This window comes from Actinomadura rubrobrunea NBRC 15275 (assembly GCF_001552235.1).
GTDB classification, from domain to species: domain Bacteria; phylum Actinomycetota; class Actinomycetes; order Streptosporangiales; family Streptosporangiaceae; genus Spirillospora; species Spirillospora viridilutea.
The window spans coordinates 1-20,091 of sequence record NZ_BCQU01000021.1 but is presented as its reverse complement, the minus strand read 5'-3'; the positions used below and the strand labels follow the sequence as shown (position 1 = coordinate 20,091).

Genomic DNA, 20,091 nt, shown 5'->3' with positions numbered 1-20,091 from the left:
CACAGGGTAAGCCGCGGGACGAACGTCGCACGAGCCCCAGTTTCGTCAATGTGACGAAAAGAACGGTCAGGCGACGGCGCATCCCGACGCGTCCCGGCGGCGGATGGCGGGGGCGAGGGCGAGCTGGGCGGCCGCCGCGCCGACGGTCAGCGCCGCGCACGTCGGCCACAGGACGTGCGATCCGTGCTCGAGCAGCTGCGTTCCGACGACGGGGGCCAGGAGGAACCCGCCCGACCACGCGAGGCCCCACATCGCGTTGTAGCGCCCGCGCAGGTGAACGGGCGCCAAGCCGGCGACCACGGCCTGCAGCACCGACGCGGCGACGACCTCGCCGAGCGATCCCACCGCGACGGCCCCGGCATACGCCCACGCCTGAGAGGCCAGGGCGGTCAGCGCGTTGCCCGCGCCCAGCAGCAGGAACCCCGCGACCAGCACCAGGCTGTGGTCGCGGCGGCTCAGCCACGCGCCCACCAGCGGCTGCATCGTGACGATGACGACGCCGTTGACCGCGATGACCAGGCCGTAGGTCTCCGGCCCGAGCCCGTGCTCCTTCATCGCCAGCGGCATCGTGGTCAGGTACTGCAGCAGCACGACCGTGTAGACGAGGCAGATCAGCCTGAACGCGATCATGACCCGGTCGCGCAGCACCGCGGCGAACCCGCCGGACGCCCGGCCTCCGGCCCGCTCGGGCCGCGTCTCGGGCACCGCGCGCCACACCAGCAGCCCGAAGATCGCGCAGGTCAGGGCGTCGATCCAGAACAGCCAGTGGTAGCCGGCGCGGGCGAGCGCGCCGCCGGCCACCATCGCCGCCGAAAAGCCCAGGTTGGTCGCCCAGAACAGCAGCCCGAACGCGCGCGGACGCTCGGCGGGCGGGACCAGGTCGGCGACCATGGCCGCGGACGCGGGCCGCCACATGTCGACGGCGACCCCGGTGACCAGCGCCGCGGCCGTGATCGCCGGCATGCCGCGCAGGCCGCCCAGCGCGAGCATCCCGGCCCCGGCCGCCAGGGCGGCCAGGGTGAGGGTGGCGCGGCGGCCGATCCGGTCGGCCAGCGCGCCGCCCACGACCTGCCCGGCCATCGTGCCGATCCCCAGCACCGCCAGCACCGCGCCCGCCTGCCGCAGCGACAGGTCGCGCGCCGTCGTCAGGTACAGGCCGAGGTAGGGCTCCACCATGGTGCCGACCCGGTTGAGCAGCGTCCCGGTCCACAGCGCCCAGAACGGACGCGGCAGGCCGCCCAGGCGCGGACGCAGGAACGCGGCCACCCGGCCGGCGGGCGGGGCGGAGGTCGGCTGGTCCGCGGCTGTCACACTGCGATCATCCAAGGCGCCGGGGCGCGCCGAAACTCATTTTCGGCTCCGCCGCACCGGCGCGTTCCGGCCGCCGGCGCGCACCGCGCCGGGTCAGGGACGCAGGTGGGAGAGCGTGTCCATCCGGGGCGGGCGGCGTCCGGACGCGGTGGCGGCCGCGTCGGCGGAGGCGTTGTAGCGGCCCGACTCGGTGAGCCAGTCCATGTGCGCGCGCGGGACGCTCAGCAGCACCTGGGCGATCTGGGAGGCGGTCTGGCGCTGGTCGGGCGACAGCTCCAGCCGGTCCATCGTGGCGGGCAGGGCGCGGATCGCCTCCTGCACCTCGTCCAGCCGCTCGACGATGCGGTCGAGCACCAGGTCGGCGGCGTCGCGGTGATCGCACTCCTGCGCGTGGCACATCACCGCCACCAGGTTGTGCGCGTCGTCGCGGGCGTGCTCCATCGTGAACGAGGCGACGTCGTTCGACCAGGACACGACGTCGGCGATGCCCTCGGACAGGATCACCCACTGCGGCGAGGTCGTCAGCCGGTCCGCCAGCACCACGCCCAGCACCGGTTCGATCAGGTCGTACAGGAACGGCGCGGCCGCCCGGCGGCGCAGCCCCGCGTACTCGCGCGGGGTCGGCACCCGCCCGGTGCGGCGGTTGACCGCCTCCTGGGCGCAGCCGGTCCGGTGCGCCTCCATGTGGAGCATGAAGCGGCGCCGCCACTCGCGGTCCATCCGCGTGCCGGTGACGTCCCACAGCTCGACGAGCGTGGTCTCCAGGGGGCGGGCGCCGGGGCGGGCGTGGCCGAGCCGCATCGCCCGCAGCAGGTCCTCGTACAGCTCGTGCACGGCCGTGGCGCTGTCGGCGAGCGGCTCCTGGTCGAGCGTGTCGTCCAGGGCGAAGGCCCACGTCAGCCAGCGCGCGAACAGGTCCACCCGGTCCAGGTCGGCGGTGGGGAACACGCGGGCGGCCAGCCGTTCGAACCGGCCGCGGCCGAGCGGCGACCCGTCCGGGTCGCCGAGGATCAGCCCGCGGCCGCGCGCCCAGCCGTCCACCCGTTCGCCCAGCGGCCAGGCGTCCGGGTGCATGGCCGACGGGGTGGCGAGCGCGGCCACCCGGTCGGTCAGCGAGAGCAGGAGTGATGCGTCCACGACGGAACACACGCTATTGATCAGGGGCTATTGGCGACCATGATCGCAACGTCAAATTTCCGGAAAAGCGGATGAGCCAGCGTCACGCCGGTCCCATCGGTCCGGTAGGTCCGGTCTGCGAGGTCCGCCGATGCCGCCCCGCGGCGCCGCCCTCGCGTGGCATAGTGCGGTGGTCCGCGTGCGCGACGAACAAGTGAACAGGTCGGGAGGAAGCGTTGTCCGGAGCATCCCGTCGGCGGCCGGTCCTCGGCGCGGTGCTGACCGCGCTGGCGCTGGCCGCCGGGGCGTGCGGCGGCGAGGGCGCCACCGTGCAGGGTGTGAACCTGGTCGAGAAGGGGCGTCTGACCTCGTGCACGCACGTGCCGAACCCGCCCTTCCAGATGAGGCGGGGCGGCGCGGTGGTCGGCTTCGACGTGGACCTGATCGATCTGGTGGCGCGGCGGCTCGGCGTCCCCCAGCGGGTCGTGGACGTGCCCTTCTCGACGATGGACGACGGCGAGGCGCTGCACGCCAACCGATGCGACGTCGTCATGGGCGCCCTGACCATCACGCCCGAGCGGGCCGAGGCCATGACGCCCTCCAAGCCGTACCTCGACGACGTCCAGGCGCTGGTGGTGCGGAAGGGCAGCCGGATCAGGTCGCTGGACGACGTCGCGGCGCGGAACCTCAGGCTCGGCGCGCGGACCGCCGGCAGCGGGCAGCGGTACGCCGAGCGGCACGACGTCGACCCCCGCCTGTTCGACACGTCCGAGGCCCTGCTGGAGGGCCTGCGCGCCGGACGGGTCGACGCGGTCGTGCAGGACTACCCGGTGGTCCAGGGCTGGCTGAAAAGCCCGGCCGGCTCCGGCCTGCGGATCGCCGCGCTCCTGCGCACCGGCGAGCAGTACGGCTTCTGGGTGCGCCGCAACCACAACTTCAGGCTGGTCGAGCTGATCAACGAGGCGATCGACCAGGCCCGGGCGGACGGCACCTACCGGCGGCTCTACGAGCAATGGATCGGGCCCATGCCGAAGGCCGGCGGCGGAGCGGCCCGCGCCCGGGTGCGTCCGGTCGACGGCGTGCGGTGACGCGGGCGGTCACGGGGGCGGCGGCGCGGTCGCCGCTGGGACGGACGCGCGGGCATGTGGCACAGTGGGGCAAATTGGGCAGACCTGGGATATATGTGCGATTTGCCCCCGGGGTGGTGCGGCGGAATCATCCGTAACGTCGTTGAAACAGCCGCGAGGCATACTGCAGAGTCCCGGACCTGTCGGCACCAGCGCCAACGCCCGTCAAAGCAACGCCGGACGCGGGCACGGACCGGGCAGTCGGGCAAGCTGTGAGGGAGTGGGGCCTTGGACCGTCAGCAGGAGTTCGTGCTCCGCACGCTGGAGGAGCGCGACATCCGCTTCATCCGGCTGTGGTTCACCGACGTGCTCGGGTTCCTGAAGTCCGTCGCGGTCGCCCCCGCCGAGCTCGAGGGCGCCTTCGACGAGGGCATCGGGTTCGACGGGTCGGCCATCGAGGGCTTCGCCCGGATCCACGAGTCCGACATGATCGCCAAGCCGGACCCGTCCACCTTCCAGGTGCTGCCCTGGCGCAGCGAGTCGCCGGGCGCGGCCCGCATGTTCTGCGACATCCTCATGCCGGACGGCACGCCGAGCTTCGCCGACCCCCGCTACGTGCTCAAGCGGGCGCTGGCCAAGGCCGCCGACCTCGGCTTCACCTTCTACACCCACCCCGAGATCGAGTTCTTCCTGCTGCGCACCCGGCCCGAGGACGGCAGCGAGCCCGAGCCGGTGGACGCCGGCGGCTACTTCGACCACACCCCGCACAGCGCCGCGCACGACTTCCGGCGCAACGCGATCATGATGCTGGAGGCCATGGGCATCTCGGTGGAGTTCAGCCACCACGAGAACGCCCCCGGCCAGCAGGAGATCGACCTGCGCTACGCCGACGCGCTCACCACCGCCGACAACATCATGACGTTCCGGCTGGTGATGAAGGAGGTCGCGCTGGAGCAGGGGGTGTACGCCTCGTTCATGCCCAAGCCGTTCACCGACCACCCGGGCTCGGGCATGCACACCCACATGTCGCTGTTCGAGGGCGACCGCAACGCCTTCTACGAGCCGGGCGCCGAATACCAGCTGTCCAAGGTGGGCCGCGCGTTCATCGCGGGCCTGCTGCGGCACTCCGCCGAGATCACCGCGGTGTGCAACCAGTGGGTCAACTCCTACAAGCGGCTGTGGGGCGGCGTCGGCTCCACCGCGGGCGCGGGCGGCGAGGCCCCGCCGTACATCTGCTGGGGCCACAACAACCGCTCCGCGCTGGTGCGGGTGCCGATGTACAAGCCGCAGAAGGGCCACTCCACCCGCATCGAGTTCCGGTCCCTGGACTCGGCGTGCAACCCCTACCTGGCGTTCGCGGCCATCCTCGGCGCCGGGCTGAAGGGCATCGAACAGGGCTACGAGCTGCCGCCGGGCGCCGAGGACGACGTGTGGGCGCTCACCCCGGCCGAGCGGCGCGCCATGGGCATCCGCCCGCTCCCGCAGAGCCTGGACGAGGCGATCCAGGCGATGGAGCGCAGCGAGCTGATGGCCGAGGTGCTCGGCGAGCACACCTTCGACTTCTTCCTGCGCAACAAGCGCCAGGAGTGGGAGGACTACCGCCGCCAGGTCACCGAGTACGAACGCCGCCGCCTGCTCGCGGTCCTCTGAGCGGTCGCGCCGCCGCGGGCCGCGGCCGTCCGGGACCGGAGCCGGAACCGCGGCGTCCGGGTGCGCGCGAGGAGAGGCCCGCGGCGCCCGCGCGGACTAACGTGAGACCGTGAGCGTGCCGAGGACACCCGACCGCCGCCCCTCCCTGTCCGGGCGGCTGGCGAGGCTCGGATTCAACGACGCGGGACGGGCCGAGCGGCTGCTGCGGGAGGCCGCGGAGGCGGGCACGCCGATCGGCGACGACCTGCTGGACGACCTGGGCGCCACGGCCGACCCGGACCTGGCCCTGACCGGCCTGCTGCGGCTGCTGACCGCCGCGTCCGGCGACGGGGAGCTGCGCGCGGCGCTCGAAGACGAGCCGCGGACGCGCGAGCGGCTGCTGGCGGTGCTCGGCGTCAGCGCCGCGTTCGGCGACCACCTCGGCCGCCACCCCGAGCAGTGGCGGGCGCTGCGCGACGGCGGACCGGCCCCGACCGAGGACGCCGCCGACGCCCGGGCCGACCTGCTGCGCGCCGTGGGCGCCGACCCGGACGCCGCCGAGCCGGTCGCGCGCGACGCCTCCGCCGAGACGCTGATGGCGCTGCGCGTGGCGTACCGGCGGCGGCTGCTCGCCGTGGCGGGCCGCGACCTGACCGGCGCGGCCGACGTCGCCGAGGTCGCCGCCGCGCTGGCCGACCTGGCCGCCGCCGCGCTGGAGGCCGGGCTGGCGGTGGCGCGCGCCGAGGTGCCCGAGCACGGCCTGTGCCGGCTGGCCGTGATCAGCATGGGCAAGTGCGGCGGACGCGAGCTCAACTACGTCAGCGACGTCGACGTGGTGTTCGTGGCGGAGCCGCGGGACGCCCCGGACGGCCGCGCGGACGAGGACCGGGCCCTGCGCGCCGCCGCCCGCCTGGCCTCGGCCATGATGCGGGCCTGCTCGGCGCACACCCCGGAGGGCGCGCTGTGGGAGGTGGACGCGGCGCTGCGCCCGGAGGGCAAGGCGGGGCCGCTGGTGCGGTCGCTGGCCAGCCACCGCGCCTACTACGAGCGCTGGGCCGAGACCTGGGAGTTCCAGGCGCTGCTGAAGGCCCGCCCCGTCGCGGGGGACGCCGACCTCGGCGCCCGCTACCTCGACATGATCACCCCGCTGGTGTGGAAGGCCGCGGCGGGGGAGAAGTTCGTCGAGGACGTGCAGTCGATGCGCCGCCGCGTCGAGGCCCACCTGACCCGCCGCGACCGCGCCGCCGAACGCGAGCTCAAACTCGGCCCCGGCGGGCTGCGGGACGTGGAGTTCGCCGTGCAGCTGCTGCAGCTCGTCCACGGCCGCGCCGACGAGACGCTGCGCGGCCGCGGCACCCTCGAGGCGCTGGCCGCGCTCTCGGACGGCGGGTACGTGGGCCGCGACGACGCCGCCGCGCTCGCCGCCGCCTACCGGTTCCTGCGCCGCGTCGAGCACCTGCTCCAGCTGCACCGGCTGCGCCGCACCCACGTCGTCCCCGAGGACCCGGCCGACCTGCGCCGCCTCGGCCGCGCGCTCGGCCTGCGCACGGACCCGGTCGGCGAGTTCACCGCGCTGTGGCGGCGGCACGCCCGCGAGGTGCGGCGCCTGCACGAGAAGCTGTTCTACCGGCCGCTGCTGCGCGCCGTGGCCCGCCTGCCCGGACCGGAGGCGCGGCTCACCCCCGAGGCCGCCCGCACCCGCCTGGAGGCGCTCGGCTACACCGACCCGGCCGGCGCCCTGCGGCACATCGAGGCGCTGACGTCCGGGGTGTCGCGCCGCGCCGCCATCCAGCGCACCCTGCTGCCGGTCATGCTCGGCTGGTTCGCCGACGCGCCCGACCCGGACGCGGGCCTGCTCGGCTTCCGCCGCGTCAGCGACGCCCTCGGCACCACCCCCTGGTACCTGCGGCTGCTGCGCGACGAGGTGACCGTCGCCGAACGCATGGCCTGGGTGCTGGGCTCCAGCCGGTACGCCACCGACCTGCTGCTGCGCGCCCCCGAAGCGGTCAGGATGCTGGTGGGCGACGCCGAGTTGACGCCGCGCCCCGTCGAGGCGCTGCGCACTGAGGCGCTGGCCGCCGTGCGCCGCCACGCCGGCCCCGACGCCGCCCCCGGCCCCGGCGCGGCCCCCGGGGCGGCCTCCGGGGCGGCCTCCGGGGCGGCCTCAGGGGCGGTGCTGCCCGCCGAGGAGGCCGTCGCCGTCGTGCGCGGGCTGCGCCGCCGCGAGCTGTTCCGCGTGGCCGTCGCCGACCTGCTCGGCCTGGCCGACGTGCGCACCGTCGGGGAGGCGCTGTCCGACATCGCCGCCGTCACCGTCGAGGCCGCGCTGCGGGCCGCCGTCAACAAGATCGAGATCGAGCGGCGGGGGCCGCTGCCGACCCGCCTGGCCGTCGTGGCCATGGGCCGGTTCGGCGGGCGCGAACTCGGCTACGGCAGCGACGCCGACGTGATGTTCGTCCACGACCCGCTGCCCGGCGCCGACGACCGCGACGCGCACGCCGCCGCGCACGCCGTCGCCGAGGAGATGCGCCGGCTGCTGGCGCTGCCCGCCCCCGACCCGCCGCTGGAGATCGACCCCGACCTGCGTCCCGAGGGCCGCCAGGGGCCGCTGGTGCGCACGCTGGCCTCCTACGCCGCCTACTACGCCCGCTGGTCGGAGCCCTGGGAGAGCCAGGCCCTGCTGCGCGCGGACGCGGCCATCGGGGACGCCGGGCTGCGCGAACGCTTCCACGCCCTCATCGACCCGGTGCGCTGGCCCGAGGGCGGCGTCGACGACGCCGCCGTCCGCCAGATCCGGCGGCTGAAGGCGCGGATGGAGTCCGAGCGGCTGCCGCGCGGCGTCGATCGGCGCCTGCACATCAAGCTCGGCCCCGGCGGCCTGTCGGACGTGGAGTGGGTCGCGCAGCTGCTGCAGCTCCGGCACGCCCACCGCGTGCCCGCGCTGCGCACCACCCGCACCCTGGCGACGCTGGAGGCGGCCGCCGCCGAGGGCCTGCTCGCCCCCGCCGACGCCGAGGTGCTCGCGGACGCCTGGCGGCTGGCCACCCGCCTGCGCAACGCGGTCATGCTGGTGCGCGGCCGCGCCTCCGACCTGCTGCCGACCGACCACCACCGCGAGCGCAGCGCCGTCAGCCGCATGCTCGGCTACCCCGGCACCGGCGACCTGCTCGAGGACTACCGCCGCCGCACCCGCCGCGCCCGCGCCGTCGTCGAGCGCGTCTTCTACGGCTCCGACTGACCGGGGGTCGCGGGGCCCGCCGTCAGGGACCCGGCCGACCCGGCGGCGCTCACGGCGTCGACGACTGGCTGCCCGCGCGGGCGGGCAGGACCACGGAGAACGCCCGGAACGCGCCGTGGCGGAGCGCGAAGCCGCAGGCCAGCGCGGCGGCCCCGCCCACGGCGTCGAGCAGGAAGTGGTTGGCCGTGCCCATGATCACGAAGACGGTGACGGTCGGGTAGAGCGCGGCCGCCGGCATCGTCCAGGGGCGCCGCCGTCCGGCGACGCCGATCACCGCGACCGCGCACCACAGCGCCCACGCGGTGTGCATCGACGGCATCGCCGCGTACTGGTTGGACATCGACGCCATCGGCGAGGAGCCGTAGATGCCCCACGTCCCGAAACTGATCACCGTGTCGGTGAATCCCGGCAGCATGCGCGGCGGCGCCAGCGGATACAGCCAGAACCCGACCAGCCCCACCATCGTCGTGGCGAACAGGACCGTGCGGTAGGTCGTGTAGCGGTCCGGGTGCCGGATGTACAGCCACACCAGCACCCCGGTCGTGACGGCGAAGTGCATCGTGGCGTAGAAGTAGTTCGCCGGGATCGCCAGCCACGCGTTGTCGACGAACAGCCGGTTCAGCGCGTACTCGATGTCCAGGTTCAGCTGGTACTCGAGGGCGAGGATCTCCTGGGCCCGGTGCGCGGCGGTGGCGTGGTCGGCCGGCACCAGGTTGCGGACCATCGAGTAGCAGGCGTAGCAGATCGCGATCAGCAGCAGCTCCGGCCACAGCCGGGGACGCCGAGCCCGCCGTCCCGCGGCGCCGCCGTCCGCGGAGGGGTCGGGCGCGTCGTCGCTTCGGGGCATGCGCCCAAGGATCGCAGAGGGACGATCAACACGCATGTACGGACGCATCCGAATCAGGGAGCGTGTCGCCCGTATCCGCGATGTCCGGGTTCGTGGGGCGCCGCCGCCTCGTCTGCGCATCGAGCTCCGCCTCCGCACGCCGTTCGGCCGCCGCGGTCGCCACGGCACCCGTCCGCCCCGCCGAGCCGAGCGGGAGGCGGCGGTACAGCAGCCGGGACGCGCACAGGGCCGCCGAGACCAACGCGATCCCGGCCACCGCGTCCAGCACGTAGTGGTTGGCGGTGGCCAGGATGACGGCCACCGTCGTGGCCGGGTAGACGGCGCCGAGCGCCCGCACCCACCGCCGCGTCGCCAGCCGCACCAGCGCGAACCCGCACCACAGCGCCCAGCCCGCGTGCATCGACGGCATGGCCGCGTACTGGTTGGTCAGCGTGGCGGACGCGTCGCTGGCGTACAGCCCCATCGAGTGCAGGGCCGTCACCGGGTCCACGAACCCCTCGTGCTCCAGGAACCGCGGCGGGGCCAGCGGGTACAGCCAGAAGCCCAGCAGCGCCGCGCCCGTCGCCGCCATGATGCCGGTGCGCAGCCACCGGTAGTGCTCCGGATGGCTCCGGTACACCCAGACGACGACACCGAGCGTCACCGCGAAGTGGGCCGTGGCGTAGAAGACGTTGGCGGCGCGCGCCAGCCAGGGGACCTCCAGCAGGAGCTGGTTGAGGGGCAGTTCGACGTCGACGCCCAGGGATCGCTCGAACGCCAGGATCTGGTCGGCGTGCGCGAAGGCCGGTGCCGTGCCGTCCTGAACCAGGATCAGCCTCGTCAGCGTATAAGCCGTGTAGAACAGTACGATCAGCGCCAGCTCGCGCCACACCGACGGCACGAGCGGCCGCCCTTTCGCCCCTGCCCGCGGCCACGCCGCGACGCGGCCGGGGGGGATGAGCCGGCTTGGGGGAGCCGTGGGGGCGGTATGGGCCATGCCGCCTATCCTTGCCGCGCGGCCATTACTTGAGATCACCGGGACGAATGGTCTTGTCCTCAGACTTGAGTAGTACATCCCTGACGCTGTGTCCGGACTTTGGGGGGAGGGCGCGCGTCTTCCCCGGGAGAGCCTCAGGGAAGTCCCTGATGAACGGCGGTGGGCGGCGTCCCCTCGGGTCCGGCTGGAGGACTAGGCGGGGTCGCCGTCCGCGCGGGAGGCGGCGGGCAGCGCCTGCTCCACGGTCATCGGCTCCTTGAGCGCGTTGCCCACCGTGCAGTAGCGCTCGTGCACCCGGCGGGCCACCGCCTCGAACACGTCGGCGGCCTCGTCGTCGCCCTCGGGGAGCTCCACGTCGTAGGCGATGGTGATCGTGCCCAGCCTGCTGGTGGCGACCTTGTCGGCGCGGACGGTGGCGGACAGGCGCGCCAGCCGGTGCCCGCGCCCGGCGGTCAGCGGTTCCACGGTGACCAGCTCGCATCCGCCCAGCGCGGCCAGCAGCAGCTCCACCGGCGTGAACGCGCCGGGCGTCTCCCCGGAGCCGTCGACGGCGACCCGCGCCCCGCGGTCGTTGACCGCCTCGAACGCGTCGCCGTTCCGCTCGACCCTCACCGTGGCCATCTGATCCCCTTTGATCGCCGCGTCGGCGGTCTCTCCGCCGCTCGCCAACGGAACACGGTCGGCGACCAGTATGTTCCCTCGGGGTCGGCCCCTAGGCGACTTTCAGGGTCCAGTCGTCCGCGCCGTACTTGGCGATGATCCCGGCGGACTGCTGCTGCAGCAGCTTGACGCCCTTGTTGGGGGCGAGGGGATTGCAGACCTTGACCCCGGACACGCCGGTGGCGGCGTAGATGGCGGGGGTGCCGGGCGGGGTGTGCGTGGTCTGCGCGGCGCCGCCGTTGAACTGGCAGCCGTCGAAGAGGATGTCGGCCGCCGACCCCCGGATGAACACCTGCCCCCGGTCGACGGGGCGGCGGCCGGTGGCGGCGGGGTTGACGGCGTTGTTGAAGAACCAGCAGTCGCGGAACACGATGCCCTTGCCGCCGGTGATGAGGACGGCGGCGCCCTGGCACGCGGTCGAGGCGCTGCGGCCCGTGCAGTCGAACAGGGTGCCGGTGAACACCAGGTCGCCGTACGACCCGTCGATCCGCACCGCGGTGGCGACCTCCGGGGTGATGTAGATCGGGCCGACCTGGGTGCGGGACATGTGCGTGAACCACAGGTAGAACATCGACGCCTTCAGGGCGTGCGCCGACATGAACGACTTGCCCTCGACGAAGTAGTAGTTGTCGGACCCGGCGAGCTTGAACTGGGTGTCGGTGCCGTTGTTGACGTACACCCGCTCGATCGAGCAGCGCAGGTGGCGGGCGTGCATGACGGTCTTGAACCCGACCCAGGCGAGGCCGCGGAAGTCGGCGTCCTGGACGATCGGCCCCTTGGCGAAGTCGGTGATCGGCGTCTGGAAGTGCACCCGGCCGGAGGCGGCGCGGAACTGCACGCCGTGGATGAACATGTTCTTCACGCCGGCGCGGGGGACGGAGAACAGCGCGCTGCCGCCGACGGTCGCGACGCACTGCGGTCCGGCGGAGGCGAACTCGCGCTCGAGGGTGCCCAGGGACCCGACGAGCCGGAGCCCGTCGTAGTACGGGTAGGGGCCGCCGTCGAACCGGTGCGCCCGGTTGGCCAGGACGATCGCCGGGGGCCGGGTCTGCGCCGCCGCGTACGACAGGGCGGCCCGGAGCTTGGCGTCGTCGTCGGAGCCGGCGAAGCCGTCCAGCGGCACGCCGTAGACCTCCTCGTGCACCGCCAGGCGTGCGGCCAGGTCGTCGACGCCGTGCCGCACCGAGGCGGCCCGTCCGCCGTCGTCGGGGTCGGCCGCGGGCAGGCTGTAGGGGACTCCGGCCATCGCTCGCCTCCTCGTGCTCCGGGCGCCGGGCCGACGCGCCGGCGCGGCTCCGGTTCGCCCGCCGGCACCGACCGCCGTCGGCGCGTTCGGCGGCCCGGGGCGGTCGGCCGGTCGCGCCCTCCAGACTAGCCGCCGCCATCACAGTGCGTGTCCGTGCGAAGACGCGTCGCTCTCCCCGGCCAGGGGGCTGTCACCTGGTGAGCGACGCGGCGACAGCCGGTGCCGGAGGCGCGGTGAGCGCCGCCGCATGCGAAAGGCCGCCGGCCGCGCCCCGGAGGGGCCTCGGCCGGCGGCCTCGCGCGAGTCGGGACGCCTCATCCGCAAGGAGACTCGCGGAACCCGCGACGCCGGCCGGAACGGCTCCGGAACCGGCGCCCGGGCGCGGCTCGAGTCGCGCGTCGATCAGGGGGCGGCGAGGCCGCGCGACGCGCGGCCCATCACGCGCGGCGCCTCGCCGTACGGCTCGCGCCGCCCCCGATCACGACGCGGTCGCCCGGTCACACGTCGTAGTAGAGCTCGAACTCGTGGGGGTGGGGGCGCAGCCGGATCGGGTCGATCTCGAACTCGCGCTTCATGTCCACGTACGTCTCGATGAGGTCGGGGGTGAACACCCCGCCCTCCAGGAGGAAGTCGTGGTCGGCCTCGAGGGCCTCCAGGACCTTCTCCAGCGAGCCGGGCACCTGCGGGATGGCGCGGGCCTCCTCGGGCGGCAGCTCGTAGAGGTCCTTGTCGATCGGGTCCGCGGGCTCGATCTTGTTCTTGATGCCGTCCAGGCCCGCCATGAGCATCGCCGAGAAGGCCAGGTACGGGTTGCAGGACGGGTCGGGGACGCGGAACTCGATCCGCTTGGCCTTGGGGTTGGAACCGGTGATCGGGACGCGGATGCAGGCGGACCGGTTGCGCTGGGAGTACACCAGGTTGACCGGCGCCTCGAAGCCCGGCACCAGGCGGTGGTAGGAGTTCACCGTCGGGTTGGTGAAGGCGAGCAGCGCCGGGGCGTGCTTGAGCAGGCCGCCGATGTAGTAGCGGGCGGTGTCCGACAGCCCCGCGTAGCCGACCTCGTCGTAGAACAGCGGCGAGCCGTCCTTCCACAGGGACTGGTGGCAGTGCATGCCCGACCCGTTGTCACCGAAGATCGGCTTGGGCATGAACGTCACCGTCTTGCCCGCGGCGCGCGCCACGTTCTTGACGATGTACTTGTAGAGCATCAGGTTGTCGGCGGTCTTCAGCAGCGTGTCGAAGCGGAAGTCGATCTCCGCCTGGCCCGCGGTGCCGACCTCGTGGTGCTGCATCTCCACGTGGATGCCCGCGCCGAGCAGCTTGGTGACCATCTCCGACCGCAGGTCGGTGTAGTGGTCCATCGGCGGGACGGGGAAGTAGCCGCCCTTGTACGGGGGCTTGGCGCCCAGGTTGCCGCCGTCCTCCTCGCGCCCGGTGTTCCAGGCGCCCTCGATCGAGTCGAGGTAGAAGTAGCCCGCGTTGGGCTTGGTCTCGAAGCGGACGTCGTCGAAGATGTAGAACTCGGCCTCGGGACCGAAGTAGGCGGTGTCGGCGATCCCCGAGCCGCGCAGGTACTCCTGCGCCTTCTTCGCCACGTTCCGCGGGTCGCGGCTGTAGGGCTCGCCGGTCAGCGGGTCGTGCACGAAGAAGTTGAGGATCAGGGTCTTGTGCTGGCGGAACGGGTCGAGCACCGCCGTGCTCGGGTCCGGCAGCAGGAGCATGTCCGACTCGTGGATCTCCTGGAACCCGCGGACGGACGAACCGTCGAACATGAGCCCGTCGGTGAAGACGCTCTCGCTGAAGCTCTCCACGGGGAACGTGAAGTGCTGCATCTTGCCGGGCAGGTCCACGAACCGACAGTCGACGAACTGCACGCCTTCGCGTTCGATATAGCTGAGGACCTCGTCGGCGCTGCTGAACATCCGGCCTCCTTGGGGCGCTTTCGGCTCCCCTGGAAGCTATGGCCGGGGAGTTTCCCTGCCGTGTCCCATGTGTTTCTCGGGTGTTACGGCTCCCGCGGCGCGGCGGTTTGCGACGCGTCCGTGCCGTTTCACCTGGTCTCTTGCGTCGCGTGCGCCCGCCCGGCCACATCCGGCGGGCGGGGGCGGGCCCGCCGGGGCCGGGAGCCGATGAGGGGACGCGGCGCGGAGCGGATAGCGTAGGGCCATGAGCAGCAGCGGTAAGCAGCGGCCCGCCTCGGGCCCGCGGTGGACGCAGACGTGGCTGGGCGGGGCCCGCTCGGCCGGGGCGGACCTCGGCTACCCGGGAGAGCGGCTGGGGTTGCCCGAGCAGGGCGGCGGCGCGGTCGCCGGATACGGCCGCCGGCTGCTGGCCCTGTTCATCGACTGGGCGCTGTCCCTCCTGGTGGCCAGCTTCCTGGCGCGGATGTTCGAGTGGACGCCGCCGGAACGCAGTCTCGCGACGCTGCTGGTGTTCGGCGCGCAGGCGTGGGTGCTGGTCGGGCTGCTCGGCACCACGATCGGCAAGCGGGTGTGCGGCATCCGGGTGGCGCGGCTGGACGGCCGCCCGGTCGGCCCGGTGTGGGCGCTGGCCCGCACCCTCCTGCTGCTGGTGGTCGTGCCCGCGCTGATCTGGGACCGCGACTACCGCGGTCTGCACGACCGCGCCGCCCACACCGTCGTGGTCAACATGTAGCCGGGCCGCACGCAGCCGATCGATCGCGCGCAGTCCGTTCGACGCATGAAAAAGCGCCCCCGGCACGGGGGCGCTGTCGCTTCCGGGGACGCGGTCAGCGCATCTTCGGCTTCGGGCCCTTGGGCATCCTGACGCCCTTCGGAATCGGGCCCTTGGGCATCTGCATGGAGCGGGGCAGCGCCTGCAGCCGGTCGTTCAGCTCCCGCGTCTGCGCCTTGGTGAGGTTGCGCGGCAGCTTCATCAGGTGCCGCTGCAGCTTGTCGATCGGGATCTGGCCCTCGGCGCTCCCGACCTGCACGTCGTAGATCGGCACCTGCTGGGCGGCGCGCGCGATGCGCTTCTTCTCCGCGCCGAGCAGCGAGCCCACCCGGTTCGGCGGGCCCTCGGACACCAGGATCACGCCGGGGCGCCCCACCACGCGGTGCACCATGTCGAGGTTGCGGTTGCCGGCGACGGCCTCGGTCACCGTCCAGTTCCCGCGCATGTTCTTCAGGATCGCCGCGGCCGCGCCCGGCTGCCCGGCGATCAGCTTGTACTGCGCGCGCTGCGCCATCTGGCCGAACACGATCATGCCGACGGCGGCCGCGGACAGCAGCGCCAGCGGGATGAAGAACCACAGGCTGCCGACGACCAGCCCGATGAGGATGACGACGACCAGGGTGCCGAGCGCGGACGCGAACACGATCGGCAGGGCCTTGGGGTTCGCCTGCCGGACCACCCGGGCGACCAGTCGGATCTGCTGGAAACGGCCCGGACGCTCCTGGGCCCCGTCCGTCGGCTTATTCGACATGGCCTCAAGGATAGTGCCGTCGTACCGCTCGTCCGACACCTCCCCGGCCCGCGGCGGGCGGCCGGGGCGGGCCGGTGATCGGGCCGGGCGCGCGCCGCCCCGCCCGGGCGGGCTCAGGCGTCGCGGGCCTCGATCGCCTGCCGGTAGAGACGCCCGGCGCGGTAGCTGGACCGCACCAGCGGACCGGACATCACGCCCGCGAAGCCGATCTCCTCGGCCTCCTCGCGCAGCTCCACGAACTCCTCGGGCTTGACCCACCGCTCGACCGGGTGGTGCCGGGGGCTGGGCCTCAGGTACTGGGTGATGGTGACCAGCTCGCAGCCCGCCTCGTACAGGTCGCGCAGCGCCTGGGAGACCTCCTCGCGGGTCTCGCCCAGCCCCAGGATGAGGTTGGACTTGGTGACCAGCCCCGCCGCACGGGCCTGGGTGAGCACGTCCAGCGACCGCTCGTACCGGAACGCGGGGCGGATGCGCTTGAAGATGCGCGGCACGGTCTCCACGTTGTGCGCCAGCACCTCCGGCCGCGCGTCGAACACCTCGCCGAGCAGGTCGGGACGGCCGTTGAAGTCGGGGATCAGCAGCTCCACGCCGCAGCCGGGCACCGCGCCGTGGATGGCGCGGACGGTCTCGGCGTACAGCCAGGCGCCGCCGTCCTCCAGGTCGTCGCGGGCGACGCCGGTGACGGTGGCGTACCGCAGCCCCATCCGCGCCACCGACTCGGCGACGCGGCGCGGCTCGTCGCGGTCGAACTCGGCGGGCTTGCCGGTGTCGATCTGGCAGAAGTCGCAGCGCCGGGTGCACTGGTCGCCGCCGATCAGGAAGGTGGCCTCCCGGTCCTCCCAGCATTCGTAGATGTTGGGACAGCCCGCCTCCTGGCACACCGTGTGCAGGCCCTCGGACTTGACGAGGGCGGCCAGCTCGCGGTACTGCGGGCCGGTCTTCAACCGCGTCTTGATCCAGTCGGGCTTGCGCTCGATCGGCGTCTGGCTGTTGCGGACCTCAATGCGCAGGAGCTTGCGCCCCTCAGGTGTCACCGTCGTCACGCCCCCCAGGGTACGTCCCGACCTGCGCGACCGGCACAGCGCCCTCCCGTGACCTGCGTCCCGCCGCACGCCGCCGGCACACCGCGGACACGCCGTCGGCACACCGCGGACACGCCGTCGGCACGGCGCGGACGGGACGAACCAGACAGGCCGATTCGCGCGTTTTCGCCCTCCGTATCCGTCGATCTCTCTAAGGTGACTCCCTGTTGCCGTCTCGACCCCGTACGGAGGAACCACCGTGGGACTGGCCATGACGTGTCTGCGCCTGCCGCCGACGCTGGAAGGCGAGCCCGACCCCTTCCGGATCGCCCGGCTTGTGTTCGGGATCGCCGACTGGCGCCGCCGCCACCCCGCCGAGCAGATCGTCGACCTCGGCGCCGCCTGGCAGGCGCTGCACTACCTGCTCACCGGCGACGCCTGGGAGGGCCGCGGGCCCGCCGCCGACGTGGTGTGCGGCGGACGCCTGCTCACCGAGGACGGCGCGGACGAGCTGGGCATGGACGTGATCTACCTCGAGCCCGAGCGGGTCGCGGCCGCCGCCGAGCATCTGGCCGAGACCCCGTTCGAGACGATCGCGGAGCGGTTCGACCCGGCCGCGATGGCCGCCGCCGAGGTGCAGGACGCCGCCGACATGGACCGCGACCGGGTGCTCGCGCCCGCCTACGCGCGGGTCACCGCGTTCTTCACCGAGGCCGCGGCCGACCGCCAGGCCGTCTTCAAGGTGCTGACCGCGGCCGGCTGACCGCCCGGCCGGTCGCGCGCCGGACCGCCGCGGCGGTCAGGCGCCGACCAGCTGGGCGGCCGTGCGGTGCAGGACGCCGGTGGCGCCGAGGACGTCGGCCAGGTGCCGTTCCACCAGCGGCGTGATCTCGGCGACGGTCACCCGGCGGCCGAGCTCCTGAGTCAGCGAGGTGGACCCGACGTCGCGGATGCCGCAGGGGACGATGCGGTCGAACCACGACATGTCGCAGTCGCAGTTGATCATGAAGCCGTGCATGGTGACGCCGCGCGCCACCCGGATGCCGATGGAGCCGATCTTGCGGTCGGGGGTGCCGGGCACCCACAGCCCGCTGCGGCCCTCCCTGGTGACGGTCTCCAGGCCGAGCTCGGCGCAGACCGCCATCATCATCTTCTCCAGCAGCCGCACGTAGCCGACCACGTCCACCGGGTCGGGCAGCCGGACGATCGGGTAGCCGGTGAGCTGCCCGGGACCGTGCCAGGTGATCTTCCCGCCGCGGTCGACGTCCACGACCGGGGCGCCGGGGTCGCCGAGCGGCCGGTCCATCGGCTCGGTCCGCTTGCCCGCCGTGTAGACCGGTTCGTGCTCCAGCAGCAGGACGGTGTCGGGGATGCGGTCGTCGGCCCGCAGCTCGTGGGTGCGGCGCTGCAGGTCCCAGCCCGCCATGTAGGGAACGGCCGCGTCCCCGAAGCCGGCGTGCACGACGACCAGTTCGCGCGTGGCCGGGGCACTCGTGGTGGTCTCCGGCTCGCGTACGTCTACCTTCAGATCGCTCACGTCGCCCAGCTTATGCCCGGGGTGCTCATGAGGAGGCGAGCAGCCTGGGCTCGATGCGGCGCTCCTTGGCCGAGCCGGGGCCGTCCGGGGTGATGTGGTAGGCGCCGGCGCCCTTGCCGTAGGACACCGCCTGGACGAACTCCGTGCCCACGTAGTGCAGGGCCGTCTTCTCGTCGGCGGCGTACGCCTCGGGCAGCGTCCCCTCCGCGACCAGCTGCTGCAGCAGGGGGCGGCGCTGCGGGTCGCTGTCGTAGTGGACGCCGCACGCGTACGGCAGCAGCGCCAGCCCGTCGGTCAGCGCCCGCAGGGTCGGGCCGAACGAGTCGGTGGCGCCGCCCGCGTGCCAGCACAGCGCGCCCGCGCTCTGCCCGCACAGCACCACGCCCTCCGTCCACGCCTCCCGCATGACCTCGTCCAGGCCGTGCAGCCGCCACAGCGCCAGCAGGTTGGCGGTGCTGCCGCCGAACACGTACACCAGGTCCTGCGACAGCAGGTGCGAGCGCATGTCGGCCATGTTCGGCATGGGGAACAGGACCAGATGGCTGACCTCGGCGTCCAGCTGCGAGAAGGCGGCGTAGCCGCGGGCGACGTGCTCGGCGCCGTCGCCGAGCGCCGTGGTCAGGAAGCAGATCCGGGGGCGGTCCTGCCCGGTCAGGTCGAGGGCGTAGCGCAGCAGCGGGCTGGGTTCGTACCCGTATCGGGCGTCCGGGACGAAGCTTCCGCCGCCGATCGCGACGATGTGGGGCTGGCCGTCGGTGCTCACTGTCTCGCCTCCGTCGCGTGGGGGTTGCGGCCGTGCTCGCGTTCACCCGTCACGCTACGGCCGCCTCCGGAGATCGCGACCGACTTTGGCGATTCTTGGTATTCGCATTTTTCGGACCGCGTCGGACGGCGTCCGGCGCGGTCCGCCCCGCGGCCGCGCCGGAATGCGCGGAACCCCGCCGCCTCCTGGGGAGCGGCGGGGTTCCTGCGGGCGGCGCCCGGCCTGCGGGCGGGCCTCAGAGGCCGAGGTCGGCCTCGAAGTTGCCCTCTTCCAGACGCTGCTTGACGGTGCCGAGGAACCGGGCGGCGTCGGCGCCGTCCACCAGGCGGTGGTCGTAGGTCAGGGCCAGGTAGACCATGGACCGCACCGCGATGACCTCGCCCAGCTCCGGGTCGTCGATGACGGCCGGGCGCTTGACGACCGCGCCGGTGCCGAGCATGCCGACCTGCGGCTGGTTGAGGATCGGGGTGTCGAACAGCGCGCCGCGGCTGCCGGTGTTGGTCAGCGTGAACGTGCCGCCCGCCAGCTCGTCCGGGCTGACCTTGTTGGTGCGGGTCCGCTCGGCCAGGTCGGCGATGCGCTGGGCCAGGCCCGCCAGGTTGAGCTGCCCGGCGTTGTGGATGACCGGGACCATCAGGCCGCGCTCGGGCACGTCCACGGCGATGCCGAGGTTCTCCACGTCGTGGTAGGTGACCTCGTTGGTCTCGCTGTTGATGACGGCGTTGAGCTTGGGGTGGGCCTTCAGCGCCTCGATCGCCGCCAGCGCGAAGAACGGCAGGAACGACAGCTTGACGCCCTCGCGGGCCTGGAAGTCGTCCTTGGCCCGCTCCCGCAGCCGGGCGATCTTGGTGACGTCCGCCTCGACCACGGTGGTGAGCTGCGCGGAGACCTGCAGCGACTCCACCATGCGGCGGGCGATCGTCTGCCGGATGCGGCTCATCTTCTCGGTCTTGCCGCGCAGCGCGGCGGCCTCCGGGGGCGCCGCGGCGGGCGCGGGAGACTGCGCGGGAGCCGACGGCGCCGCGGTCGGCGCGGCCTGTGCGGCGGCCTGCCGCCGGGCGGCCTCCTGGGCGGCCCGCGCCGCCTCCAGGACGTCCTGCTTGCGGATCCGCCCGCCCACGCCGGTGCCCTTGACGGTGGACAGGTCGACGCCGTGCTCGGCGGCCAGCTTGCGCACCAGCGGCGTCACGTACGGCGCGTCCGCCGACGGCTCGGACGGCGCCGGGCCGGGCGC

At 73.4% G+C, this 20,091-nt stretch carries 17 protein-coding genes; 5 read left to right on the top strand and 12 right to left on the bottom strand.

The window, feature by feature from the left end; translation table 11 throughout:
- Positions 1-66 precede the first annotated feature (66 nt).
- Both AR3_RS08965 and AR3_RS08960 read right to left on the bottom strand, forming a co-directional pair.
- Positions 67-1,311: an MDR family MFS transporter gene (locus AR3_RS08965; protein WP_217998500.1), complete on the bottom strand. Its 1,245-nt coding sequence runs from the start codon at positions 1,309-1,311 to the stop codon at positions 67-69.
- 93 nt (positions 1,312-1,404) lie between these two features.
- A complete protein-coding gene (locus AR3_RS08960; RefSeq protein ID WP_067911394.1) occupies positions 1,405-2,448 on the bottom strand; it encodes a terpene synthase family protein in 1,044 nt (347 codons plus the stop codon).
- A gap of 215 nt (positions 2,449-2,663) precedes the next feature.
- Here AR3_RS08960 and AR3_RS08955 point away from each other — a divergent pair, with 215 nt between their 5' ends.
- From AR3_RS08955 to AR3_RS08945, 3 genes are all read left to right on the top strand, one after another.
- Positions 2,664-3,515, top strand: coding sequence for an ABC transporter substrate-binding protein (locus AR3_RS08955; protein WP_067911391.1), 852 nt, complete (start codon positions 2,664-2,666; stop codon positions 3,513-3,515).
- A 267-nt stretch (positions 3,516-3,782) separates the two neighbouring features.
- A complete protein-coding gene (gene glnA, locus AR3_RS08950; protein ID WP_067911388.1) occupies positions 3,783-5,144 on the top strand; it encodes a gamma-glutamylpolyamine synthetase GlnA2 in 1,362 nt (453 codons plus the stop codon).
- A gap of 109 nt (positions 5,145-5,253) precedes the next feature.
- Entirely contained in the window at positions 5,254-8,361 is a 3,108-nt protein-coding gene (locus AR3_RS08945) for a bifunctional [glutamine synthetase] adenylyltransferase/[glutamine synthetase]-adenylyl-L-tyrosine phosphorylase (protein ID WP_067911385.1), read from the top strand.
- 49 nt (positions 8,362-8,410) lie between these two features.
- Here AR3_RS08945 and AR3_RS08940 read toward each other — a convergent pair whose 3' ends face one another.
- The 5 genes from AR3_RS08940 to glnA (AR3_RS08920) form a co-directional block, all read right to left on the bottom strand.
- Positions 8,411-9,208, bottom strand: coding sequence for a phosphatase PAP2 family protein (locus tag AR3_RS08940; RefSeq protein WP_067911381.1), 798 nt, complete (start codon positions 9,206-9,208; stop codon positions 8,411-8,413).
- 25 nt (positions 9,209-9,233) lie between these two features.
- The gene (locus AR3_RS08935) at positions 9,234-10,088 is read right to left on the bottom strand and encodes a phosphatase PAP2 family protein (RefSeq protein ID WP_227023021.1); all 855 of its coding nucleotides are present in this window, start codon (positions 10,086-10,088) and stop codon (positions 9,234-9,236) included.
- 288 nt (positions 10,089-10,376) lie between these two features.
- Entirely contained in the window at positions 10,377-10,805 is a 429-nt protein-coding gene (locus tag AR3_RS08930; protein WP_067911525.1) for an OsmC family protein, read from the bottom strand.
- Between the two features lie 91 nt (positions 10,806-10,896).
- On the bottom strand, positions 10,897-12,090 hold the full coding sequence (locus AR3_RS08925) for a hypothetical protein (RefSeq protein WP_067911379.1): 1,194 nt from the start codon (positions 12,088-12,090) through the stop codon (positions 10,897-10,899).
- 497 nt (positions 12,091-12,587) lie between these two features.
- Positions 12,588-14,012, bottom strand: a complete 1,425-nt coding sequence (glnA, locus tag AR3_RS08920; RefSeq protein ID WP_067911376.1) for a type I glutamate--ammonia ligase — start codon at positions 14,010-14,012, stop codon at positions 12,588-12,590.
- 244 nt (positions 14,013-14,256) lie between these two features.
- Between glnA (AR3_RS08920) and AR3_RS08915 the strand changes: the two genes are divergently transcribed.
- Positions 14,257-14,745, top strand: a complete 489-nt coding sequence (locus AR3_RS08915; RefSeq protein ID WP_067911373.1) for an RDD family protein — start codon at positions 14,257-14,259, stop codon at positions 14,743-14,745.
- Between the two features lie 94 nt (positions 14,746-14,839).
- On the opposite strand, the gene AR3_RS08910 is transcribed toward AR3_RS08915, so the two are convergent.
- Positions 14,840-15,535: a DUF4191 domain-containing protein gene (locus tag AR3_RS08910; protein WP_067911371.1), complete on the bottom strand. Its 696-nt coding sequence runs from the start codon at positions 15,533-15,535 to the stop codon at positions 14,840-14,842.
- A 113-nt stretch (positions 15,536-15,648) separates the two neighbouring features.
- A complete protein-coding gene (lipA, locus tag AR3_RS08905; protein WP_067911368.1) occupies positions 15,649-16,578 on the bottom strand; it encodes a lipoyl synthase in 930 nt (309 codons plus the stop codon).
- Positions 16,579-16,816: 238 nt separating this feature from the next.
- Between lipA and AR3_RS08900 the strand changes: the two genes are divergently transcribed.
- Complete coding sequence (locus AR3_RS08900) at positions 16,817-17,320, top strand: YfbM family protein (RefSeq protein ID WP_067911365.1); 504 nt, start codon at positions 16,817-16,819, stop codon at positions 17,318-17,320.
- 36 nt (positions 17,321-17,356) lie between these two features.
- On the opposite strand, the gene lipB is transcribed toward AR3_RS08900, so the two are convergent.
- From lipB to sucB, 3 genes are all read right to left on the bottom strand, one after another.
- A complete protein-coding gene (gene lipB, locus AR3_RS08895; protein ID WP_083951166.1) occupies positions 17,357-18,028 on the bottom strand; it encodes a lipoyl(octanoyl) transferase LipB in 672 nt (223 codons plus the stop codon).
- Between the two features lie 91 nt (positions 18,029-18,119).
- Complete coding sequence (locus AR3_RS08890; protein WP_067911362.1) at positions 18,120-18,857, bottom strand: Type 1 glutamine amidotransferase-like domain-containing protein; 738 nt, start codon at positions 18,855-18,857, stop codon at positions 18,120-18,122.
- A gap of 235 nt (positions 18,858-19,092) precedes the next feature.
- A partial coding sequence (gene sucB, locus AR3_RS08885; RefSeq protein WP_067911359.1) for a 2-oxoglutarate dehydrogenase, E2 component, dihydrolipoamide succinyltransferase occupies positions 19,093-20,091 on the bottom strand: 999 nt, incomplete at its 5' end.